Origin of the sequence: Rhizobium ecuadorense, from assembly GCF_001187535.1 — a bacterium.
GTDB classification, from domain to species: domain Bacteria; phylum Pseudomonadota; class Alphaproteobacteria; order Rhizobiales; family Rhizobiaceae; genus Rhizobium; species Rhizobium ecuadorense.
The window spans coordinates 24064-39343 of record NZ_LFIO01001835.1 but is presented as its reverse complement, the minus strand read 5'-3'; the positions used below and the strand labels follow the sequence as shown (position 1 = coordinate 39343).

The following is a 15280-nucleotide window of genomic DNA, read 5'->3' as shown; positions in this document are numbered from 1 at the left end:
GATGAATATCGGCGAAGCATCGGAACGTTCCGGCCTGCCTGCGAAGACCATTCGCTACTACGAGGATATCGGCCTCATCCGCCCCGAAAGGGGCGGCAATGGCTATCGCGACTATGCCACGACCGATGTCCACAAGCTGCGCTTCCTGCAGCGCTCGCGCGGTCTCGGTTTTTCCGTCGACGAGTGCCGGCAATTGCTGGCGCTCTACGAGGACAAAGCCCGCGCGAGCGCCGACGTCAAGGAGATCGCCGAGACCAAGCTTGCCGAGATCGACCGCAAGATCCGCGAGCTCTCGGACCTGCGGCGCACGCTGGAGCACCTCGTGCATGCCTGCCACGGAAATGACAGGCCGGACTGTCCGATCCTCGAAGGGCTTTCGGACGGCGGCTGATTATCTCGGAAGACGCAGGCGTCGCGCTTCAGGAAAGCTGCGGCATGTTCTGGTTGGCCGCCCGCGCGGATGCAGCCAGCCCATCTTCGCCGTCATCCAGCCGATGCTTGATCGCAAGGGCGTAGATCACGTCGAGAATATTGCGGTCCCTGAGATGAGGATCAATGAGAGCGAGAAGCGAGGCCCGGACGATCTTCTTGCTGGTGGCGTTTGGACAACGCGCCTTGACGAAATCATAGAGCGCCTGATCCGTCAGCCCTTCCATGGCGCCGTCTACGAGAGCTTCGTAGACCCGCTTCTTTTCTTTCATTCTTAATTTTCCCCTCAAATCAGCGGCGTCATGATCTGTCATGTAATTGTCATAAACAATCGCGGATTTGAGCCGCGGCAATGGGGTCGCCGGTCCGTATGATTTTTTTCCGCCGCCGGGAATAAAATCGGCCGCGCTTGCGTATACTCAATCATGGAACGCAAAGACCGCCCCTTCGACGTCATCGGACAGCTTGCAGCGCTGAGGCGCTATGCTCGCTCGCTGGTGCGCAATTCGGACGAGGCGGAGGATCTGGTGCATGATGCGCTGGTGCGGGCGCTCGAGAAGAAAAAGAGTTTCCGCAGCGGCGGCAATCTGCGCACCTGGCTGCTCTCCATCCTGCACAATGCTCATGTCGACCGTCTGCGCCAGAACCGGTCGCTGACGCGCCGCCATGACGAGGCGGCTGTCGGGGCCGAGCAGTCGCTGCCGGCCGGCCAGGAACATGCCGTGCGCCTGCAGCAGGTGCGCGACGCCTTTTTCGACCTGCCGGAGGAACAGCGCGAGGCGCTGCATCTGGTGGCGATCGAAGACCTTTCCTACCAGGAAGCCGCCAACGCGCTCGCCATTCCGGTGGGGACGCTGATGTCGCGCATCTCCCGCGCCCGCGCCCAACTGCGCGAATTCGAGGAGAAGACGCCGCGCAAGTCGCATCTGAGACTGATCGGGGGAGACGGCAATGAAAGCAACTGATCCGATCCTCGATGCCGATCTCGACGCCTATGTGGATGGCGAGCTCGATGTCGCCCGCCGCATCCAGGTGGAATCCTATCTTTCCGGCCATCCGGCGATTGCCGCCAAGGTCATGGCCGACCTCAGCGTCAAGGGCGAGCTGCGCCTGGCGCTTGCCGGCGAAAGCGCCTTCGGTCGCCCCGAGACCCGCGATGCCGCCCGCCGGCTGGAACGCGGTCTTTCCTATGGCCGCATCTTCCATTCCATGCAGCGCATTGCCGCTGTCGGTATTCTGGTCACCGCCGGCTGGGTGGCGCATAATTCCTTCGGCGCCTTCTCGGCAACCGAGGTATCGGCATCGGTGCCGGCACCCGCCTATGTCGAGGATGCCGTCCGCGCCTATCAGACCGCGGCGCTACGCCAATCGATGCCGCCGCAGACGCCGGCCACCTACAGCGCCGACGATATTCGCGCCGCCACCGCGATCGTGATGCCGGAACTGCCTGGGGATTGGAAGGTCGCCGACGTGCAGATCTTCCCGTCCGAATTCGGCCCCAGTGTCGAAATGGCGATCGAGCAGTCTGATGGAAAGCGGCTGTCGCTGTTCGCCGTCCGCCCCGGCGCTTTCGAGGTCAAGCCGGTCAGCCATCTCGCGCTTGAGAAAGCAGAAGCCGCCTATTGGCAGATCGGCGAGGTCGCCTATGCGCTGATCGCCGACGAAAGCGGTCTCAATCTCGATCAGGCGGCCGAACGGCTCGCCCGCTCGCTCTATTAGTTCAAACCGAGGAGATCAGCATGAACCCGATCAATTCCCGCTACGGCGCCGTGGCCGGCTCCCAGGCCGTCTTCGACGAAGGCCTGCGCCAGCATATGCTGCGCGTCTACAATTACATGGCTCTCGGCCTTGTTATCACCGGCCTCGTCGCCTTCGTCGTCGGCTCGACGCCGGCCCTCTACGTGCCGATCTTCGGCTCGCCGCTGAAGTGGGTGGTGATGCTGGCGCCGCTCGCCTTCGTCTTCTTCTTCTCGTTCCGCATCCAGACGATGTCGGCCAGCACCGCCCAGATCACCTTCTGGGCATTCTGCGCCGTGATGGGCCTGTCGCTCGCCTCCGTCTTCCTGGTCTTCACCGGGATGAGCATTGCGCGGACCTTCTTCATCACCGCCACGATGTTCGGCGCCACCAGCCTTTACGGCTATGTGACGAAGCGTGACCTCTCGCGCATGGGCTCGTTCCTGATGATGGGCCTCATCGGCGTTGTCATCGCCAGCATCGTCAACATCTTCCTGGGTTCGTCCGCGCTGCAGTTCGCCGTCTCGGTGATCGGCATCGTCGTCTTCGTCGGCCTCACCGCCTACGACACGCAGAACATCAAGGAACAGTATTCGGAAAACTACGATCAGGAATCGAACCAGAAGCTCGCCGTCTTCGGCGCTCTGTCGCTCTACCTGAACTTCGTCAACATCTTCCAGCTTCTGCTCAACTTCACGGGCGAGCGGGAATAGGGATCGCGCTTCCGGGGGCAAAGGAAGCGCAAGAGCACCCGGTCTGCACTCCGTGACAGGATGGTAGATCGGGTGTTCACTTTAAATACATGTCGCCCGCAAGTGTGCAGCGGTTCCGGGATAACGACATGGATAAAAACAGAGCCAGAACGGCCGGGTCACTCCGGCCGTTTTTATTTTCAGATGATGCCCCAGGCGCGGTAGCGGCCGCGGCCGGTGATTTCACGAATGCCGATCTCGTTGACGAGGTTCAGCGCGCCGCGCGGGGTAATGCGCAGATGGCGGGCGATCATCGCCGCCGAGACCATCGGTCGTGACAGGATGAAATCGGCAAGGTCCGGCAGGCTGCTGTTCGAACGGCGGCCGCGAAAGCGCAGCTCCATCTGCGTGCGGGCCAGCGACAGCCGGTCGAGTTCCTTGAGACCGGCGGCAGCCCCCAGATGCATCGCCTCCAGGAAGGCCTGCAGCCGCGTTGCCCGATCGCGCGCTCGGCGACGTTCATGGCGCACCAGCTTCAGCCCACCATAAAAAGAAAAGAGATGTGAGGCGACCTTGCCGCGGGCGCGGAGATGCCCTGCGACCAGAAGACCGCCGAGCCAGTGCTGACGCCGCAACGGCTCGATCCTTTCCCAGGCTTCGAAAAGAATGATCGCGCCGAGCACCGGCGGCAAGCTGTCGGCCAATGGCAACAGGCCGCGCCACTCGGCAAGCCGCTGTTCCTCATCCCATTCGTCATCGCCCAGCAAGCCGAGCGGATCGTCATTGCGCCTCGCCGGGGGGGCGACGGCCGTCTCGCTTGCCGGTAGCTTGCCGGTGTGGATGTCGAGCAGTTTTTGCGAGCGGGCAAGAAGCGCGTCGATCTCCGCCATCTCGGCAGCGAGCGGCCCGTCTTCTTCCCTGCTTTCTTCGTCGGTCTCGAGCGAAACCGCAGGGCTCTTGGCCTCCGGCACTGTCCCCTCCCCTTCCCCGAGCGTCGCCGTCAGCGTCGCAAGCCCCGAGGCGCCAAGCGCCCAGGCCGGTTCGCCGGTCCAGATGCGCCGGCGGGCCCGCAGCACGGAATGGGCGATCGTCAACTCGTGGCTGGGCGCCCGGCTGTCCATATGCGCATCGTGCAAAACCAGATCCTCGACATGCACGAGTTCGCCGGCCACCCAGAGCGCGCCGGCGGCATCGAAGAAATGACTGCGTTCGGCAAAGCCCTCACCGACCGGCGAACGCACCACCCGTTCGTCCAGCCGGGCCAGCGCATCCTCTGCTGCGGCAAAGGATGGAAGCAGAGTTTGAAGCATCGCATTGTCGAGTTCGTAGCGCATTGTTAAGCTTTACGGTTTTTCACAAATGGAAGCAAAACAGATGTTTCCTTCCGCCATCTATGACATGGTTAACGGCGCATTTCAACAAAAGGCCAGGGAAGGAAGCGATCGAGACGGCTGAGCAAGCCGCCGCTTAGCTTCTAGTTGTCGCAGCTGGCGCGAAGCTTTTTCATGGCCGTTCACCCGGTTTTCCGCGCTATCGGACCATTGGCCCGCATCAGCGCCATCAGCATCGGCCCAAGCGAGAACTCGCCGCGCTCGGCCCGCCGTGTCAGATCACGCAGATAGCCGCCGGCTGAGTTGATATGTCCGCCCCTTTCCAGGATGCAGGCGATCACCGTGGCGGCGTTTTCCGGCCCCATGACATCGCAGGCCAGCTGATAGGCGCTCGGACTGACGCCCAGCATCGAACGGACGATGACGGCCGCGGCCATCAGATCCCGCCAGCTGCCGATCCCGCCGCCCGGCCCATAAGCGACGACCTCCGGGCAGGCCTGCAGCACCATGGCAAGGGGGAAGGATTTTGGCGGCTCCCGCCACGGCCGCGGTTCTTCCTCCGGCTTTACGCCCTGCTTCGGTTCGAAGCTTGGTTCAAGTTCAGATGTAGGGTGTGGGTTTGAATTATGTATGTGCCGACCGTTTTGGCTGTCATTGGCGTCTGATTTTTCTGTTTTCGTCTTCAATTCCAGCGTCTTGACGATCAACTCGCGGAAAGCTTCGAGATCGCTCAGCAGATGTTCCATCTCGGCGGCCGACGGGCGGCGCGGCAGGCTTGCCGACAGCAGATTGAAATGCGTCTGCATCTCGATCCATTCACCCGCGATTTTCTCTTCCAGGGCGATCTCGATGAGTTTGCTGATGTCGCGCCGGCAGAGGGTCAGCCGCTCCCGCAGGCGCTTCCATTCGAGCTTGCCGGCGAGCACCTGAGCCGCCTGTGCCTCGATCTCGCCTGCACGCGCCAGCAGTGGCGCCAGGCTGAAGCCGAAGGCCTCTCCGAGCCCGCCCTCGCCGTTGCGGCGGGCAAAACGTTTGCCGTTCGGGCTATCGCGCCGGATGATCAGCCCGGCCTCCACCAGCATCGCCAGGTTCCGCCGCAGCGTCGTTCCGGCCATCCCGTGCGTGCGCAGCGACAACTGCTCGTTCGAGGGAAAGACGACGAAGCCGTTGGCCTCGGCAATCTCGTTCTTCGGATAGAAGGTCAACAGCGCGTTGAGAACGGCGAGCGCACGATCGGATACGCCGACCATGTCCTTTGCTTCGCAGAGCGCGCGAAAGATCTTCCACTTATCGACCGATGCGTCCGGTTCGACCTTGCTGGCACTTTCCTGGCTTGCCAGCATGCCACGCGTCATCGATCGCCGCCCAAAGGGCGTCGATACATATTGAGGCTCCATGTCCCTCACCTTTTTTCAAGGCAAAAGAAACCTACCACCCAAAAGGATGCCGAAGATGCTTGACAGTGATTCGAGGAAGTGCGATTCTCAGATTGTCCAGATATGAGAAAGGCTTCCGCGACGGCAACGTTCGGAGGCTTTTTTCTTTTGCGGCCTACTCTCCTGCTTGCAACCTTCCGGCCCGATAAGCTTCGTATAGCTCATCGAGACGGCGTGAAATGTAAGCGCCGAAATCCGGCGCATCGCCGGTCTTCAACGCGATCGTGAAGGAATTGCCGGCGCTCTTGATTCGGCCGGCAATCTTGCCGCCGCTCTTCGGCTTCCAGTCATATTCCGTGGCTTCGGGCTTCGCCTCTTTCCGGGCGAGCTCGGCAACCAGAAGCTCAAAACGGCGGTCGCTCTCCTCCGCCATGAACTTTTCCGAGCCGACGAGCTTGGCAAGCCGCACCGCCGTCATCCCGTTCCAGTCGTGGGCAAGCGCCATCCATTTGCGGCGCCCGATGCCGGGGGCAGCACCCACCGACCTGACGATCTCGGCCGGGATGGCCTTGGCGACGGAGAGCAGCTTCGACAGCTCGGTCTTATCGGTCGACAGCGCCTTCATAATGATCGGACGCTCAAAGCCCTTGATCTCGAGATTGAGGGCAAAGACAGCGCGCTCGATGTAGGAAAGGTTGCGGCGCGCCGAATTTTCGATGCCCTGAGCGATGACAACATCGGTATCGTCAAGTTGGCGGACGATCGCCTGCACCTTGCGCCCGAGCAGCTTGACGGCCTGCAGGCGGCGATGGCCGTAGGCGATCTGGTAGCGGCTCTCATCGTCGGGATGGCGACGAACGAGAACCGGCACTTCCTGGCCGTTTTCGGCGATCGACTGCACCAGCTCGTCGTCGATATCGAGTGGCTGGTCGGCGAGGCGGTCGCGGACGAAGGAGGAATCGATCAGATCGGGATCGAGCTCGACGATGCGTTCGCCTGAGAGCAAGGCCTCCTGCATCGCCCTGCTCTCTTCCTCCATGCGCCCGAGCGTCAGTGCCATCGTCCGGACCGGCCCTGCCGCGCCGCGCGAAGACGGTTCTTCGTAGTTGGCCGCGGCCAACTCCTGCGCCGTATCGTCGAAAAGACCTTTCAGGCGATCGCGTCTGCTCATGGCCGGCCCCAGGCTTTGTGAATGCCGGCGAGAACCTCGCTATTGGCGGCATTGACCGATTCCAGCGCCCGATCGTAGGTCGAGCGACGCACCTGCCCCTTTTCGATTTCGAACAGCGTCTGCTTGGTCAGGCCGGCATCGGCGATCGCCGTCGATTTGAGAATGGTTGCCGTCAAGACGTCGTCGCCGAACAGGCTGCGCAGCAGCGCAACGATCTGCGACTGCGGCGCGTCGAAAGGTTCGTGACGGGTGACGACATATTTGATGAAGTCGTGCTGCAGGTCGCCGCCGGCCTTGCGGACCACAGACAGCAGATCCGAGGTCATCAGCAGGAATTGCGACATGGAGGCGACATCGACCATCTGCGGATGGATGGTGATGAGCAGCGACGTTGCCGCGCAGACCGCACCAAGAGTGAGATAACCGAGCTGCGGTGGGCAGTCGATCACCACGACGTCGTAATTGGCCTCGACCTCGGCGATTGCCACGCCGACGCGGCGGAAGAACAGCTCGGCCGGCTTCTGCCGGTCATTGAGCGCCCGCGGCGTTTCATGCTCGAATTCCATCAGTTCAAGATTGCCCGGCACCAGATCGAGCCCGTCGAAATAGGTCTTGCGGACGATGTCCTTCAACGGCTTGCGGCCGGCATCGTAGCGAATGGCGCCATAGAGCGTATCGCCATCGGAAAGATCGAATTCGGGCTGGACACCAAGCATGGAGGAGAGCGAGGCCTGCGGATCGAGATCGATGGCAAGCACCCGGTAACCGGCCAACGCCAGATACTGCGCCAGATAAAGCGTCGTCGTCGTCTTGGCCGAGCCGCCCTTGAAATTGGTGACGGCAACCGTCTGCAGCTTCTCCCCGGGACGCCGCCAGGGAAGATAGCTGAGCGCATCCTTCGGCTTCAGCTTCGCCATATATTGGCGCAATTCATTGATCTGGCCGAGCGTATAGGAGCGCCGGCCATTCTGGGAAAGCTCCGGCTGCGGCCCCTTGCCATCCAGGGAAAGCTGGCGAAGATAGCCGTCGGACACGCCGATCATCTGGGCGGCCTCGCCTGAAGAAAATGTCCGCAGCGTCTTCTGCGCGAGCGGCGGAAACAGCTTGTCGCGGAGAAGCTTCAATTGCCGCGAAAGCTGGTTCGCATGCCGCTCGATCCGCACATCTGTCGTCGATACGCTAATGTTGTCCAAAACACCCAATCCTTTTCGATGCGCTTTTCTGTCAACATAGCGTCAAAAAGCGTATTGAAAGTGACACGATTCGGGATTTGCGGCAACAATAGGGGCCGGGAGCCCATTCCGGCCCGGTTGGCCGCGGCCAACTCTTCGCCATCGCCCTTGCGGCGAACCGGCTTTTTCGGCAAGACCGCCGGGACTCAAGGGAGTATCGGCTTGAAGCACATCCATATCATCGGCATCGGCACGGGCAACCCGGAGCATGTCACCATACAGGCAATAAACGCGATGAATTCAGCCGAGGTGATCTTCCTGCCGGTCAAAGGGACTGGCAAGGAAGAGCTCGCGGAGATCCGTCGCGAAATCTGCGAGCGATATGTCACCCGGCCGGGGATCCGGATCTCAGAATTCGCGGTGCCGCAAAGGCGGACGGCGGACAGAAGCTACACGCAAAGCGTCGACGCCTGGCATGGCGAGATCGCCCTCATCTATAAAGAGCTGATCGACGGCCTCGCCGATGACGGCCGCGGTGCCTTTCTCGTCTGGGGCGATCCCAGCCTCTACGACAGCACGATCCGCATCATCGAACGTGTGCGGCAGGACGGCGGCGTGGATTTCGACTACAGCGTCGTTCCCGGCATCACCAGCATCCAGGCCCTGGCCGCCAGTCACAAAATCCCGGTCAACCTCGTCGGCAAACCGATCGAGATCACCACCGGGCGCAGGCTGGCGCGCGACGGGCTGCAGGCGCCCACCACGGTCGTCATGCTCGACGGTGAACAGGCCTTTGCCAAGATCGACGATCCCGATGCCGAGATCTTCTGGGGCGCCTATCTCGGCACGGAGGATGAGATCGTCAGATCCGGGCGGCTCGGCGATATCGCGGCCGACATTCTGACACTCAGGAGCGAGGCCAGGCAGCGGCACGGCTGGATCATGGACATCTATCTTCTGCGCAAGGGGCGGGATTTCGAGGAATAGCGGGACCAACCGTTTCCCATGTTTTGCCGCGTCCGCCGCGATCATGTAAGAAACGGACAGAGGATTGAGAATGGGCATCGACAGCGTCAAGGCGATCGACAGGAGAGGCGAGACGGAGTTGCAGCGCCGCGCGGCGGCGAAGACGCGCTCGCGCGGCGCCTGCCCCGCCCTCGCCGCGCCGATGGCGACCGGCGACGGCCTGCTGGTGCGGCTGCGACCGGCCGGCGGCGCGTTGACGCTGCCGCAATTCACAACACTGGCTCGCGCAGCCGCGGCACACGGAAACGGCATTCTCGAGATCACCGCACGCGGCAATCTGCAAATCCGCGGGCTGCAGGCCGAGACCGTCGCACAGCTCGCCTCCGATATCGATGCCGCCGGCATTACCGTGCCGGACGGACCGGCGATCGAGATATCGCCGCTGCACGGCATCGACCCGGAAGAGGTGAGCGATCCCACCGCAATGGAGCTGTCTTTGCGCGGCAAGCTTCAGGATCTCCTCGCTTCGCCGCGGCTTGCGCCGAAACTGTCGATCGTCGTCGACGGCCGCGGAGCCTTCGGCTTGTCGGCACTTACAGCCGATATCCGTCTCGTCGCGTCATCCCAGACGCAGTGGCTTGTCGCCATCAACGGCGATAGCGAAACTGCAACGCCGATTGTGGTTGGCCCTGCGGAAGCGGCGGTCTCTGCCGTGGGCGAGGTTCTGAGCCTGCTGGCAAAGCTCGGGCAGGGCAGCCGGGCACGGGATATCGACCCGGCGCTTCTGCGGGCACGCTTTCCCGCCATCAGCGAACCTCGACCCCTTCCGTCCGGCGTGGTCAAGAGGCCGCTTGCCGGCCTGCACAGACTGGCGGACGGCAAAACCGTGCTCGGCGTCCGGCCGGAATTCGGGCAGATGCGCGCAGCCGATCTGATTGCCCTGCTCGATCTCGCTGCGGCCCATGGCGCAGCCGAGATCCGACTGGCGCCCGGCCGCGGTTTCTTCCTGCTCGGGCTTGCCGCAGAGGCGGCGCCGGCCGTGCAGACCGCGGCGGCCCAATGTGGCTTCAGCGCCCAAGCCGGCGAGAATGCCGAGCATATCGCCGCCTGCGCCGGCGCCGGCGCCTGCGGTTCCGCCTTCTACGAAACACGCGCTCTGGCGCGCCGCATCCTGGCCGCGGCACCTGCCCTCTTCGACGGTTCGCTGACGCTGCATCTCTCCGGCTGCGCCAAGGGCTGCGCGCATGCCCGGCCGGCGCTGACGCTGACGGGCACGGCTGAAGGTTACGACCTCATCCTCAGCGGGCTTGCCGCGGATCGGCCGGACGAACGGATCGCTGGCGGTCGGATCGATTTCGCTATAGAGAGGCTCGCCCGGTCCATCGAAGACAACAGAGGCGCTGGCGAATCGGCTGCCGCCTGCCTTACACGGCTGGGCACAACCGGCGTTTCGAAGGCGCTGCGACAGGATTAAGAATGCCAGACTACGATTATATCCGCAGCGGCGACGCGATCTACGAGCGTTCCTTTGCGATCATCCGCACTGAGGCCGATCTTTCGCGCTTCACCGAAGATCAGGCCGACATCGCCGTGCGCATGATCCATGCTTGCGGGCTGGTCGAAGCGGCGGAGCATTTCCTGTTCTCCGCCGATGTCGTCACGGCTGCGCGCGACGCGCTGAAGGCCGGGGCGCCGATCTTCTGCGATGCGGAAATGGTCTCCCAGGGCGTGACCCGGGCGCGGCTGCCGGCGCTGAACGAGGTGATCTGCACGCTGCGCGATCCCGCCACGCCGGAACTGGCGCGCGAGATCGGCAATACGCGCTCGGCCGCCGCCATGCATCTCTGGCTCGACCGGCTCGGCGGCAGCATTGTCGCGATCGGCAATGCGCCGACGGCACTCTTCCACCTGCTCGAACTCCTGCGCGACGGCGCCCCGAAACCCGCAGCGATCCTCGGCATGCCGGTGGGATTTGTCGGCGCGGCGGAATCGAAGGATGCGCTGGTGGAGAATTCTTACGGCGTCCCCTTCGCCATCGTGCGCGGCCGGCTCGGCGGCAGCGCCATGACGGCGGCGGCGATCAACGCGCTGGCGAGGCCGGGCCTATGACGACGACGACAGGCCGTCTCATCGGCGTCGGCACCGGTCCCGGCGATCCGGAGCTTTTGACCCTCAAAGCCGTTCGCGCCATCGAAGGCGCTGACGTCATCGCCTATTTCGCCAAGCAGGGCAGGGGCGGCAACGGCAAGGCGATCGTCGAGCCGCTGCTGAAATCCGGCGTGACGCTGCTGCCGCTCTATTATCCCGTCACCACCGAGATCGATAAGAACGACGAGCGCTATCAGAGCCTGATCACCCAGTTCTACGACCGGTCTGCCGAAACCGTCGCCGGCCATCTCGAGGCCGGCCTGAGCGTCGCCGTGCTCAGCGAAGGCGATCCGCTGTTCTACGGCTCCTATATGCACCTGCATGTCAGGCTTTCCCAGCGCTATCCGACGGAAGTGATCCCCGGCATCAGCGCCATGTCCGGCTGCTGGTCCCTCGCCGGCATGCCGATCGTCCAGGGCGACGATGTGCTTTCCGTACTGCCCGGTACGATGGCCGAGGCCGAGCTGACTCGCCGCCTTGCCGATACACAAGCCGCCGTCATCATGAAGGTCGGCCGCAATCTGCCGAAGATCCGCCGGGCCTTGGCGGCGGCGGGCCGGCTTGCGGAAGCCGTCTATGTCGAGCGCGGCACCATGGCGAATGCGGCGATGGAAAAGCTCGCCGACAAGACTGAAGGCGATGCGCCGTATTTTTCGCTGGTCCTTGTGCCCGGCTGGGAGGGCAGCCGATGAGCGGCCGGCTTTTCGTGATCGGCACCGGTCCCGGCAATCCCGAGCAGATGACGCCGGAAGCGCTGGCTGCCGTCGACGCGGCAACGGATTTCTTCGGTTACGGCCCCTATCTCGACCGGCTGCAGCTCCGCAACGATCAGCTGCGGCATGCCTCCGACAATCGCGAGGAACTCGACAGGGCAGGGGCGGCCCTTTCCATGGCGGCGGATGGCGCGAAAGTCTGCGTCGTCTCCGGCGGCGACCCCGGTGTCTTCGCCATGGCCGCCGCCGTCTGTGAGGCGATCGAGAACGGGCCGGCAGCCTGGCGCGCCGTCGACCTTACCATCCTGCCCGGCATCACCGCGATGCTGGCGGTGGCGGCGAGAGCCGGGGCGCCGCTTGGCCACGATTTCTGCGCCATTTCGCTCTCCGACAATCTAAAGCCTTGGAATATAATAGAAAACCGCCTCGAACTCGCAGCCAAGGCCGGTTTCGTCATCGCCCTCTACAATCCGATCAGCCGGGCGCGGCCCTGGCAGCTCGGCGAGGCCTTCAAGCTGTTGCGCGATCATCTGCCGGCAACGACACCGGTTATTTTCGGGCGGGCGGCCGGGCGGCCGGACGAGCGTATCGTCGTGCAGCCGCTGTCGCAGGCGGACGCGTCGATCGCCGATATGGCGACCTGCGTCATCATCGGCTCAGCCGAAACGCGGATTGTCGCGCGGCCCGGCCGGCCGGACCTCGTCTATACCCCGCGTTTCATGGCAGGGGGGAAGAGGTGATCGATCGCCGCCAGCGCCGCCTCGACAGTGTCGACCGTCTTGACCGTGGAGGCCGGCGCGCGCGCCACCATCATCACCTCGATGCCGAGCAGGCGGGCCGCCTCGATCTTCGCATAGGTGGCGGCGCCACCGCTGTTCTTGGCAATAATGGCGTTGATCCGGTGCTGCTTCAGCAAGGCGCATTCGCCCTCCAGCGGGAAGGGGCCGCGATCAATCACATAGTCGACATCGACAAGCGCCAGCGGCGGCTCGACGGGATCGACGCTGCGGATGAGATAGAAATGCTGCGGCGCCGCCTCCGCATGATGGGCGCCCTGCCGGCCCGTCGCCAGCAAGACCCGGCGAGGGGAGGGGCCGAGCGCCGCGATGGCGGCCGGAATGCTCCGCACCCCCCGCCAGCGATCGCCCGGCAAGCGCTGCCATTCGGAACGGCGCAAAGCGATCGCGGCGATGCCGGTGGTCTCGGCGGCAAAGGCGGCATTGGCGGAAATGCGCTCGGCGAAGGGATGCGTGGCATCGATCAGCAGATCATATCCGCCGGCCTTCAGAAAATCGGCCAGCGCCGCAGCGCCACCGAAACCGCCGCTGCGAACCGGAACCGGCTGCGCGGCCGGTTTTTCAGTGCGGCCGGCCAGCGACAGAAGAACATCGCCATTTCCCCGCGCCGCGAGCGCCTCGGCGAGCAGGCGCGCTTCGCTGGTGCCGCCGAGGATCAGAATGCGAGGTCTGCCCATGTCTGATCTCTCTCCTGCTTCAGGCCCGCGCTGGCTGACTATTATCGGCATCGGCGAAGATGGTCCAGAAGGGCTTGGCGAAGAGGCGAGGGAGCTGATCGCCACCGCGCCCGCCGTCTTCGGCGGGATACGACACCATGCGCTTGCCGCATCGCTGATATCGGGCGAGAGGTTTTCCTGGCAGAGCCCGTTCGAGCGCTCGGTCGATGCCATCCTGCAAAGGCGCGGCACGCCCGTCGTCGTGCTCGCCTCCGGCGATCCGTTTCTTTACGGCGTCGGCGCAACGCTTTCCCGCCATGTGGCGGCAGAAGAAATGCGCACCATCCCCGCGCCCTCGGCCTTCAGCCTTGCCGCCTCGCGCCTTGGCTGGCCGTTGCAGGACGTCGCGACGATTTCGCTGCATGGCAGGCCGATCGACCTGATCCGGCCGCATCTGCACCACGGGCGACGCATCATCGCGCTGACCTCGGACGAGAAGGGCCCAGGCGATCTGGCCACCCTGCTTGCCGCAACCGGCTTCGGTCAGTCACAACTTACCGTGCTCGAGGCGCTAGGCGGCGCACGGGAACGGCGGAGACATGCCCTGGCCGCGGATTTTAATCTCACGGACATCGATTCCCTGAACGTCTGCGCGCTGGAAATCACGGCAGGGGAGGGGGCGCGTATTCTGCCTTTCGTCGCCGGGCTCGAAGACGCGTTGTTCGAGCATGACGGACAGATCACCAAACGCGAGGTCCGGGCGATGACGCTGTCCGCGCTCGCGCCGCATCACGGTGAGCTGCTCTGGGATATCGGCGCGGGTTCGGGATCGATCGGCATCGAATGGATGCTGGCCGATCCGTCGCTGAAGGCAATCGCCATCGAACAATCACCGGAGCGGGCCGCGCGCGTCGCCCGCAACGCATCCGCCTTCGGCGTGCCGCATCTCGCCATCGTCGAAGGCGCAGCACCCGGCGCGCTGGCAAGCCTGCCGGAACCGGACGCGATCTTCCTCGGCGGCGGCGGCAGCGAGCCCGGCGTCATCGATGCCGCTATCGCCGCGCTGAAGCGGGGAGGGCGGCTCGTCGCCAATGCCGTGACGCTGGAGATGGAAGCCGTGCTGCTCGCAGAACACACAAAACGCGGCGGCTTTCTCACACGGATCGAAATATCACGCGCCTTGCCCATCGGCGGCATGAGTGGCTGGCGGCCGGCCATGCCGGTGACGCAGTGGCGCTGGACGAAAGGATGACGGAATGACGGTGCATTTCATCGGCGCGGGACCAGGGGCTGCAGATCTGATCACGGTGCGCGGCCGCGATCTCATCGCTAGATGCCCGGTCTGCCTCTATGCCGGCTCGATCGTCTCGCCCGAACTGCTGCAATATTGCCCGCCGGATGCGCGTATCGTCGATACCGCGCCGATGTCGCTCGACGAGATCGAGGCGGAATATCTGAGCGCCGCAGCGGCCGGCCAGGATGTCGCTCGGCTGCATTCCGGCGATCTCTCGGTCTGGAGTGCCGTCGCCGAGCAGGTGCGCCGGCTCGAGAAACACGGTATCGCCTATTCGATGACGCCGGGTGTGCCGGCCTTTGCGGCGGCCGCCTCGGCGCTCGGGCGTGAGTTGACGATCCCGTCAGTGGCCCAAAGCCTGGTGCTCACCCGCGTTTCCGGCCGGGCGTCACCGATGCCGAACGACGAGACCCTGGCGAAATTCGGCGCGACGGGCGCGACGCTTTCGATCCATCTGGCAATCCACGCGCTGAAGCAGGTGGTAGAGGAATTGACGCCGCTTTATGGCGCCGACTGCCCGGTGGCGATCGTCGTCAAGGCCTCCTGGCCGGACGAACGCATCCTGCGCGGCACGCTTTCCGATATCGAGGCGAAGGTTGTGGCCGAGCCGATCGAACGCACGGCGATCATCTTCGTCGGCCCGTCGCTGGCAGCAGAGGATTTCCGGGAGAGCTCACTCTACGACCCCGCCTATCAGCGTCGGTTCAGAGGTCGGGAATAATTTCAAAAACTGGCCGCGCTGGTGGCGCGACCTCTCGGAGCTCAATAACAGGCGAGCCTGCTCGCCCTCGGTTTGTT

17 protein-coding genes are annotated in these 15280 nt (G+C 63.9%); 11 read left to right on the top strand and 6 right to left on the bottom strand.

Features of this window, described 5'->3' with window-relative positions:
• The first annotated feature begins 1 nt into the window (after window position 1).
• Window positions 2–391, top strand: coding sequence for a Cu(I)-responsive transcriptional regulator (gene cueR, locus AF337_RS38910; protein ID WP_049736335.1), 390 nt, complete (start codon window positions 2–4; stop codon window positions 389–391).
• A 28-nt stretch (window positions 392–419) separates the two neighbouring features.
• On the opposite strand, the gene AF337_RS38905 is transcribed toward cueR, so the two are convergent.
• Complete coding sequence (locus tag AF337_RS38905; protein WP_049736334.1) at window positions 420–701, bottom strand: hypothetical protein; 282 nt, start codon at window positions 699–701, stop codon at window positions 420–422.
• A 153-nt stretch (window positions 702–854) separates the two neighbouring features.
• Here AF337_RS38905 and AF337_RS38900 point away from each other — a divergent pair, with 153 nt between their 5' ends.
• Genes AF337_RS38900 through AF337_RS38890 form a run of 3 tightly spaced genes read left to right on the top strand, consistent with a single transcriptional unit; the run spans window position 855 to window position 2879 of the window.
• Window positions 855–1394: a sigma-70 family RNA polymerase sigma factor gene (locus tag AF337_RS38900; protein ID WP_049736333.1), complete on the top strand. Its 540-nt coding sequence runs from the start codon at window positions 855–857 to the stop codon at window positions 1392–1394.
• Entirely contained in the window at window positions 1381–2148 is a 768-nt protein-coding gene (locus AF337_RS38895) for an anti-sigma factor family protein (RefSeq protein WP_049736332.1), read from the top strand. The genes AF337_RS38900 and AF337_RS38895 overlap by 14 nt, the downstream gene beginning before the upstream one ends.
• Before the next feature lie 20 nt (window positions 2149–2168).
• A complete protein-coding gene (locus AF337_RS38890) occupies window positions 2169–2879 on the top strand; it encodes a Bax inhibitor-1/YccA family protein (protein ID WP_049736331.1) in 711 nt (236 codons plus the stop codon).
• A gap of 179 nt (window positions 2880–3058) precedes the next feature.
• Here AF337_RS38890 and AF337_RS38885 read toward each other — a convergent pair whose 3' ends face one another.
• From AF337_RS38885 to repA, 4 genes are all read right to left on the bottom strand, one after another.
• The gene (locus AF337_RS38885) at window positions 3059–4192 is read right to left on the bottom strand and encodes an RHE_PE00001 family protein (RefSeq protein WP_049736330.1); all 1134 of its coding nucleotides are present in this window, start codon (window positions 4190–4192) and stop codon (window positions 3059–3061) included.
• A 179-nt stretch (window positions 4193–4371) separates the two neighbouring features.
• The gene (gene repC / locus AF337_RS38880; RefSeq protein ID WP_049736329.1) at window positions 4372–5586 is read right to left on the bottom strand and encodes a plasmid replication protein RepC; all 1215 of its coding nucleotides are present in this window, start codon (window positions 5584–5586) and stop codon (window positions 4372–4374) included.
• A 154-nt stretch (window positions 5587–5740) separates the two neighbouring features.
• Entirely contained in the window at window positions 5741–6736 is a 996-nt protein-coding gene (gene repB / locus AF337_RS38875) for a plasmid partitioning protein RepB (protein ID WP_049736328.1), read from the bottom strand.
• Window positions 6733–7929 carry a plasmid partitioning protein RepA gene (repA, locus tag AF337_RS38870; RefSeq protein WP_049736327.1) on the bottom strand — a complete coding sequence of 399 codons (1197 nt, stop codon included), beginning with the start codon at window positions 7927–7929 and terminating at the stop codon, window positions 6733–6735. Before repA ends, repB begins: the two co-directional genes overlap by 4 nt.
• Window positions 7930–8130: 201 nt before the next feature.
• Between repA and cobF the strand changes: the two genes are divergently transcribed.
• From cobF to AF337_RS38845, 5 genes are all read left to right on the top strand, one after another.
• Window positions 8131–8895, top strand: a complete 765-nt coding sequence (gene cobF, locus AF337_RS38865; protein ID WP_049736326.1) for a precorrin-6A synthase (deacetylating) — start codon at window positions 8131–8133, stop codon at window positions 8893–8895.
• A gap of 70 nt (window positions 8896–8965) precedes the next feature.
• Window positions 8966–10348: a precorrin-3B synthase gene (cobG, locus tag AF337_RS38860; RefSeq protein ID WP_049736325.1), complete on the top strand. Its 1383-nt coding sequence runs from the start codon at window positions 8966–8968 to the stop codon at window positions 10346–10348.
• 2 nt (window positions 10349–10350) lie between these two features.
• Window positions 10351–10983 carry a precorrin-8X methylmutase gene (locus AF337_RS38855; protein ID WP_049736324.1) on the top strand — a complete coding sequence of 211 codons (633 nt, stop codon included), beginning with the start codon at window positions 10351–10353 and terminating at the stop codon, window positions 10981–10983.
• Window positions 10980–11714, top strand: coding sequence for a precorrin-2 C(20)-methyltransferase (locus AF337_RS38850; RefSeq protein WP_049736323.1), 735 nt, complete (start codon window positions 10980–10982; stop codon window positions 11712–11714). Before AF337_RS38855 ends, AF337_RS38850 begins: the two co-directional genes overlap by 4 nt.
• Window positions 11711–12475: a precorrin-3B C(17)-methyltransferase gene (locus AF337_RS38845; RefSeq protein WP_049736322.1), complete on the top strand. Its 765-nt coding sequence runs from the start codon at window positions 11711–11713 to the stop codon at window positions 12473–12475. The genes AF337_RS38850 and AF337_RS38845 overlap by 4 nt, the downstream gene beginning before the upstream one ends.
• Here the strand turns inward: AF337_RS38845 and AF337_RS38840 are convergent.
• Window positions 12439–13209 carry a cobalt-precorrin-6A reductase gene (locus AF337_RS38840; RefSeq protein ID WP_049736321.1) on the bottom strand — a complete coding sequence of 257 codons (771 nt, stop codon included), beginning with the start codon at window positions 13207–13209 and terminating at the stop codon, window positions 12439–12441. The two genes, AF337_RS38845 and AF337_RS38840, sit on opposite strands and share 37 nt — an antisense overlap.
• On the opposite strand from AF337_RS38840, the gene AF337_RS38835 reads away from it, so the two are divergent.
• Window positions 13208–14440, top strand: coding sequence for a bifunctional cobalt-precorrin-7 (C(5))-methyltransferase/cobalt-precorrin-6B (C(15))-methyltransferase (locus AF337_RS38835; RefSeq protein WP_049736320.1), 1233 nt, complete (start codon window positions 13208–13210; stop codon window positions 14438–14440). The two genes, AF337_RS38840 and AF337_RS38835, sit on opposite strands and share 2 nt — an antisense overlap.
• A 4-nt stretch (window positions 14441–14444) precedes the next feature.
• Window positions 14445–15203 (top strand): precorrin-4 C(11)-methyltransferase, encoded by a 759-nt coding sequence (gene cobM, locus AF337_RS38830; protein WP_049736319.1) that lies wholly within the window; start codon window positions 14445–14447, stop codon window positions 15201–15203.
• Window positions 15204–15280 lie beyond the last annotated feature (77 nt).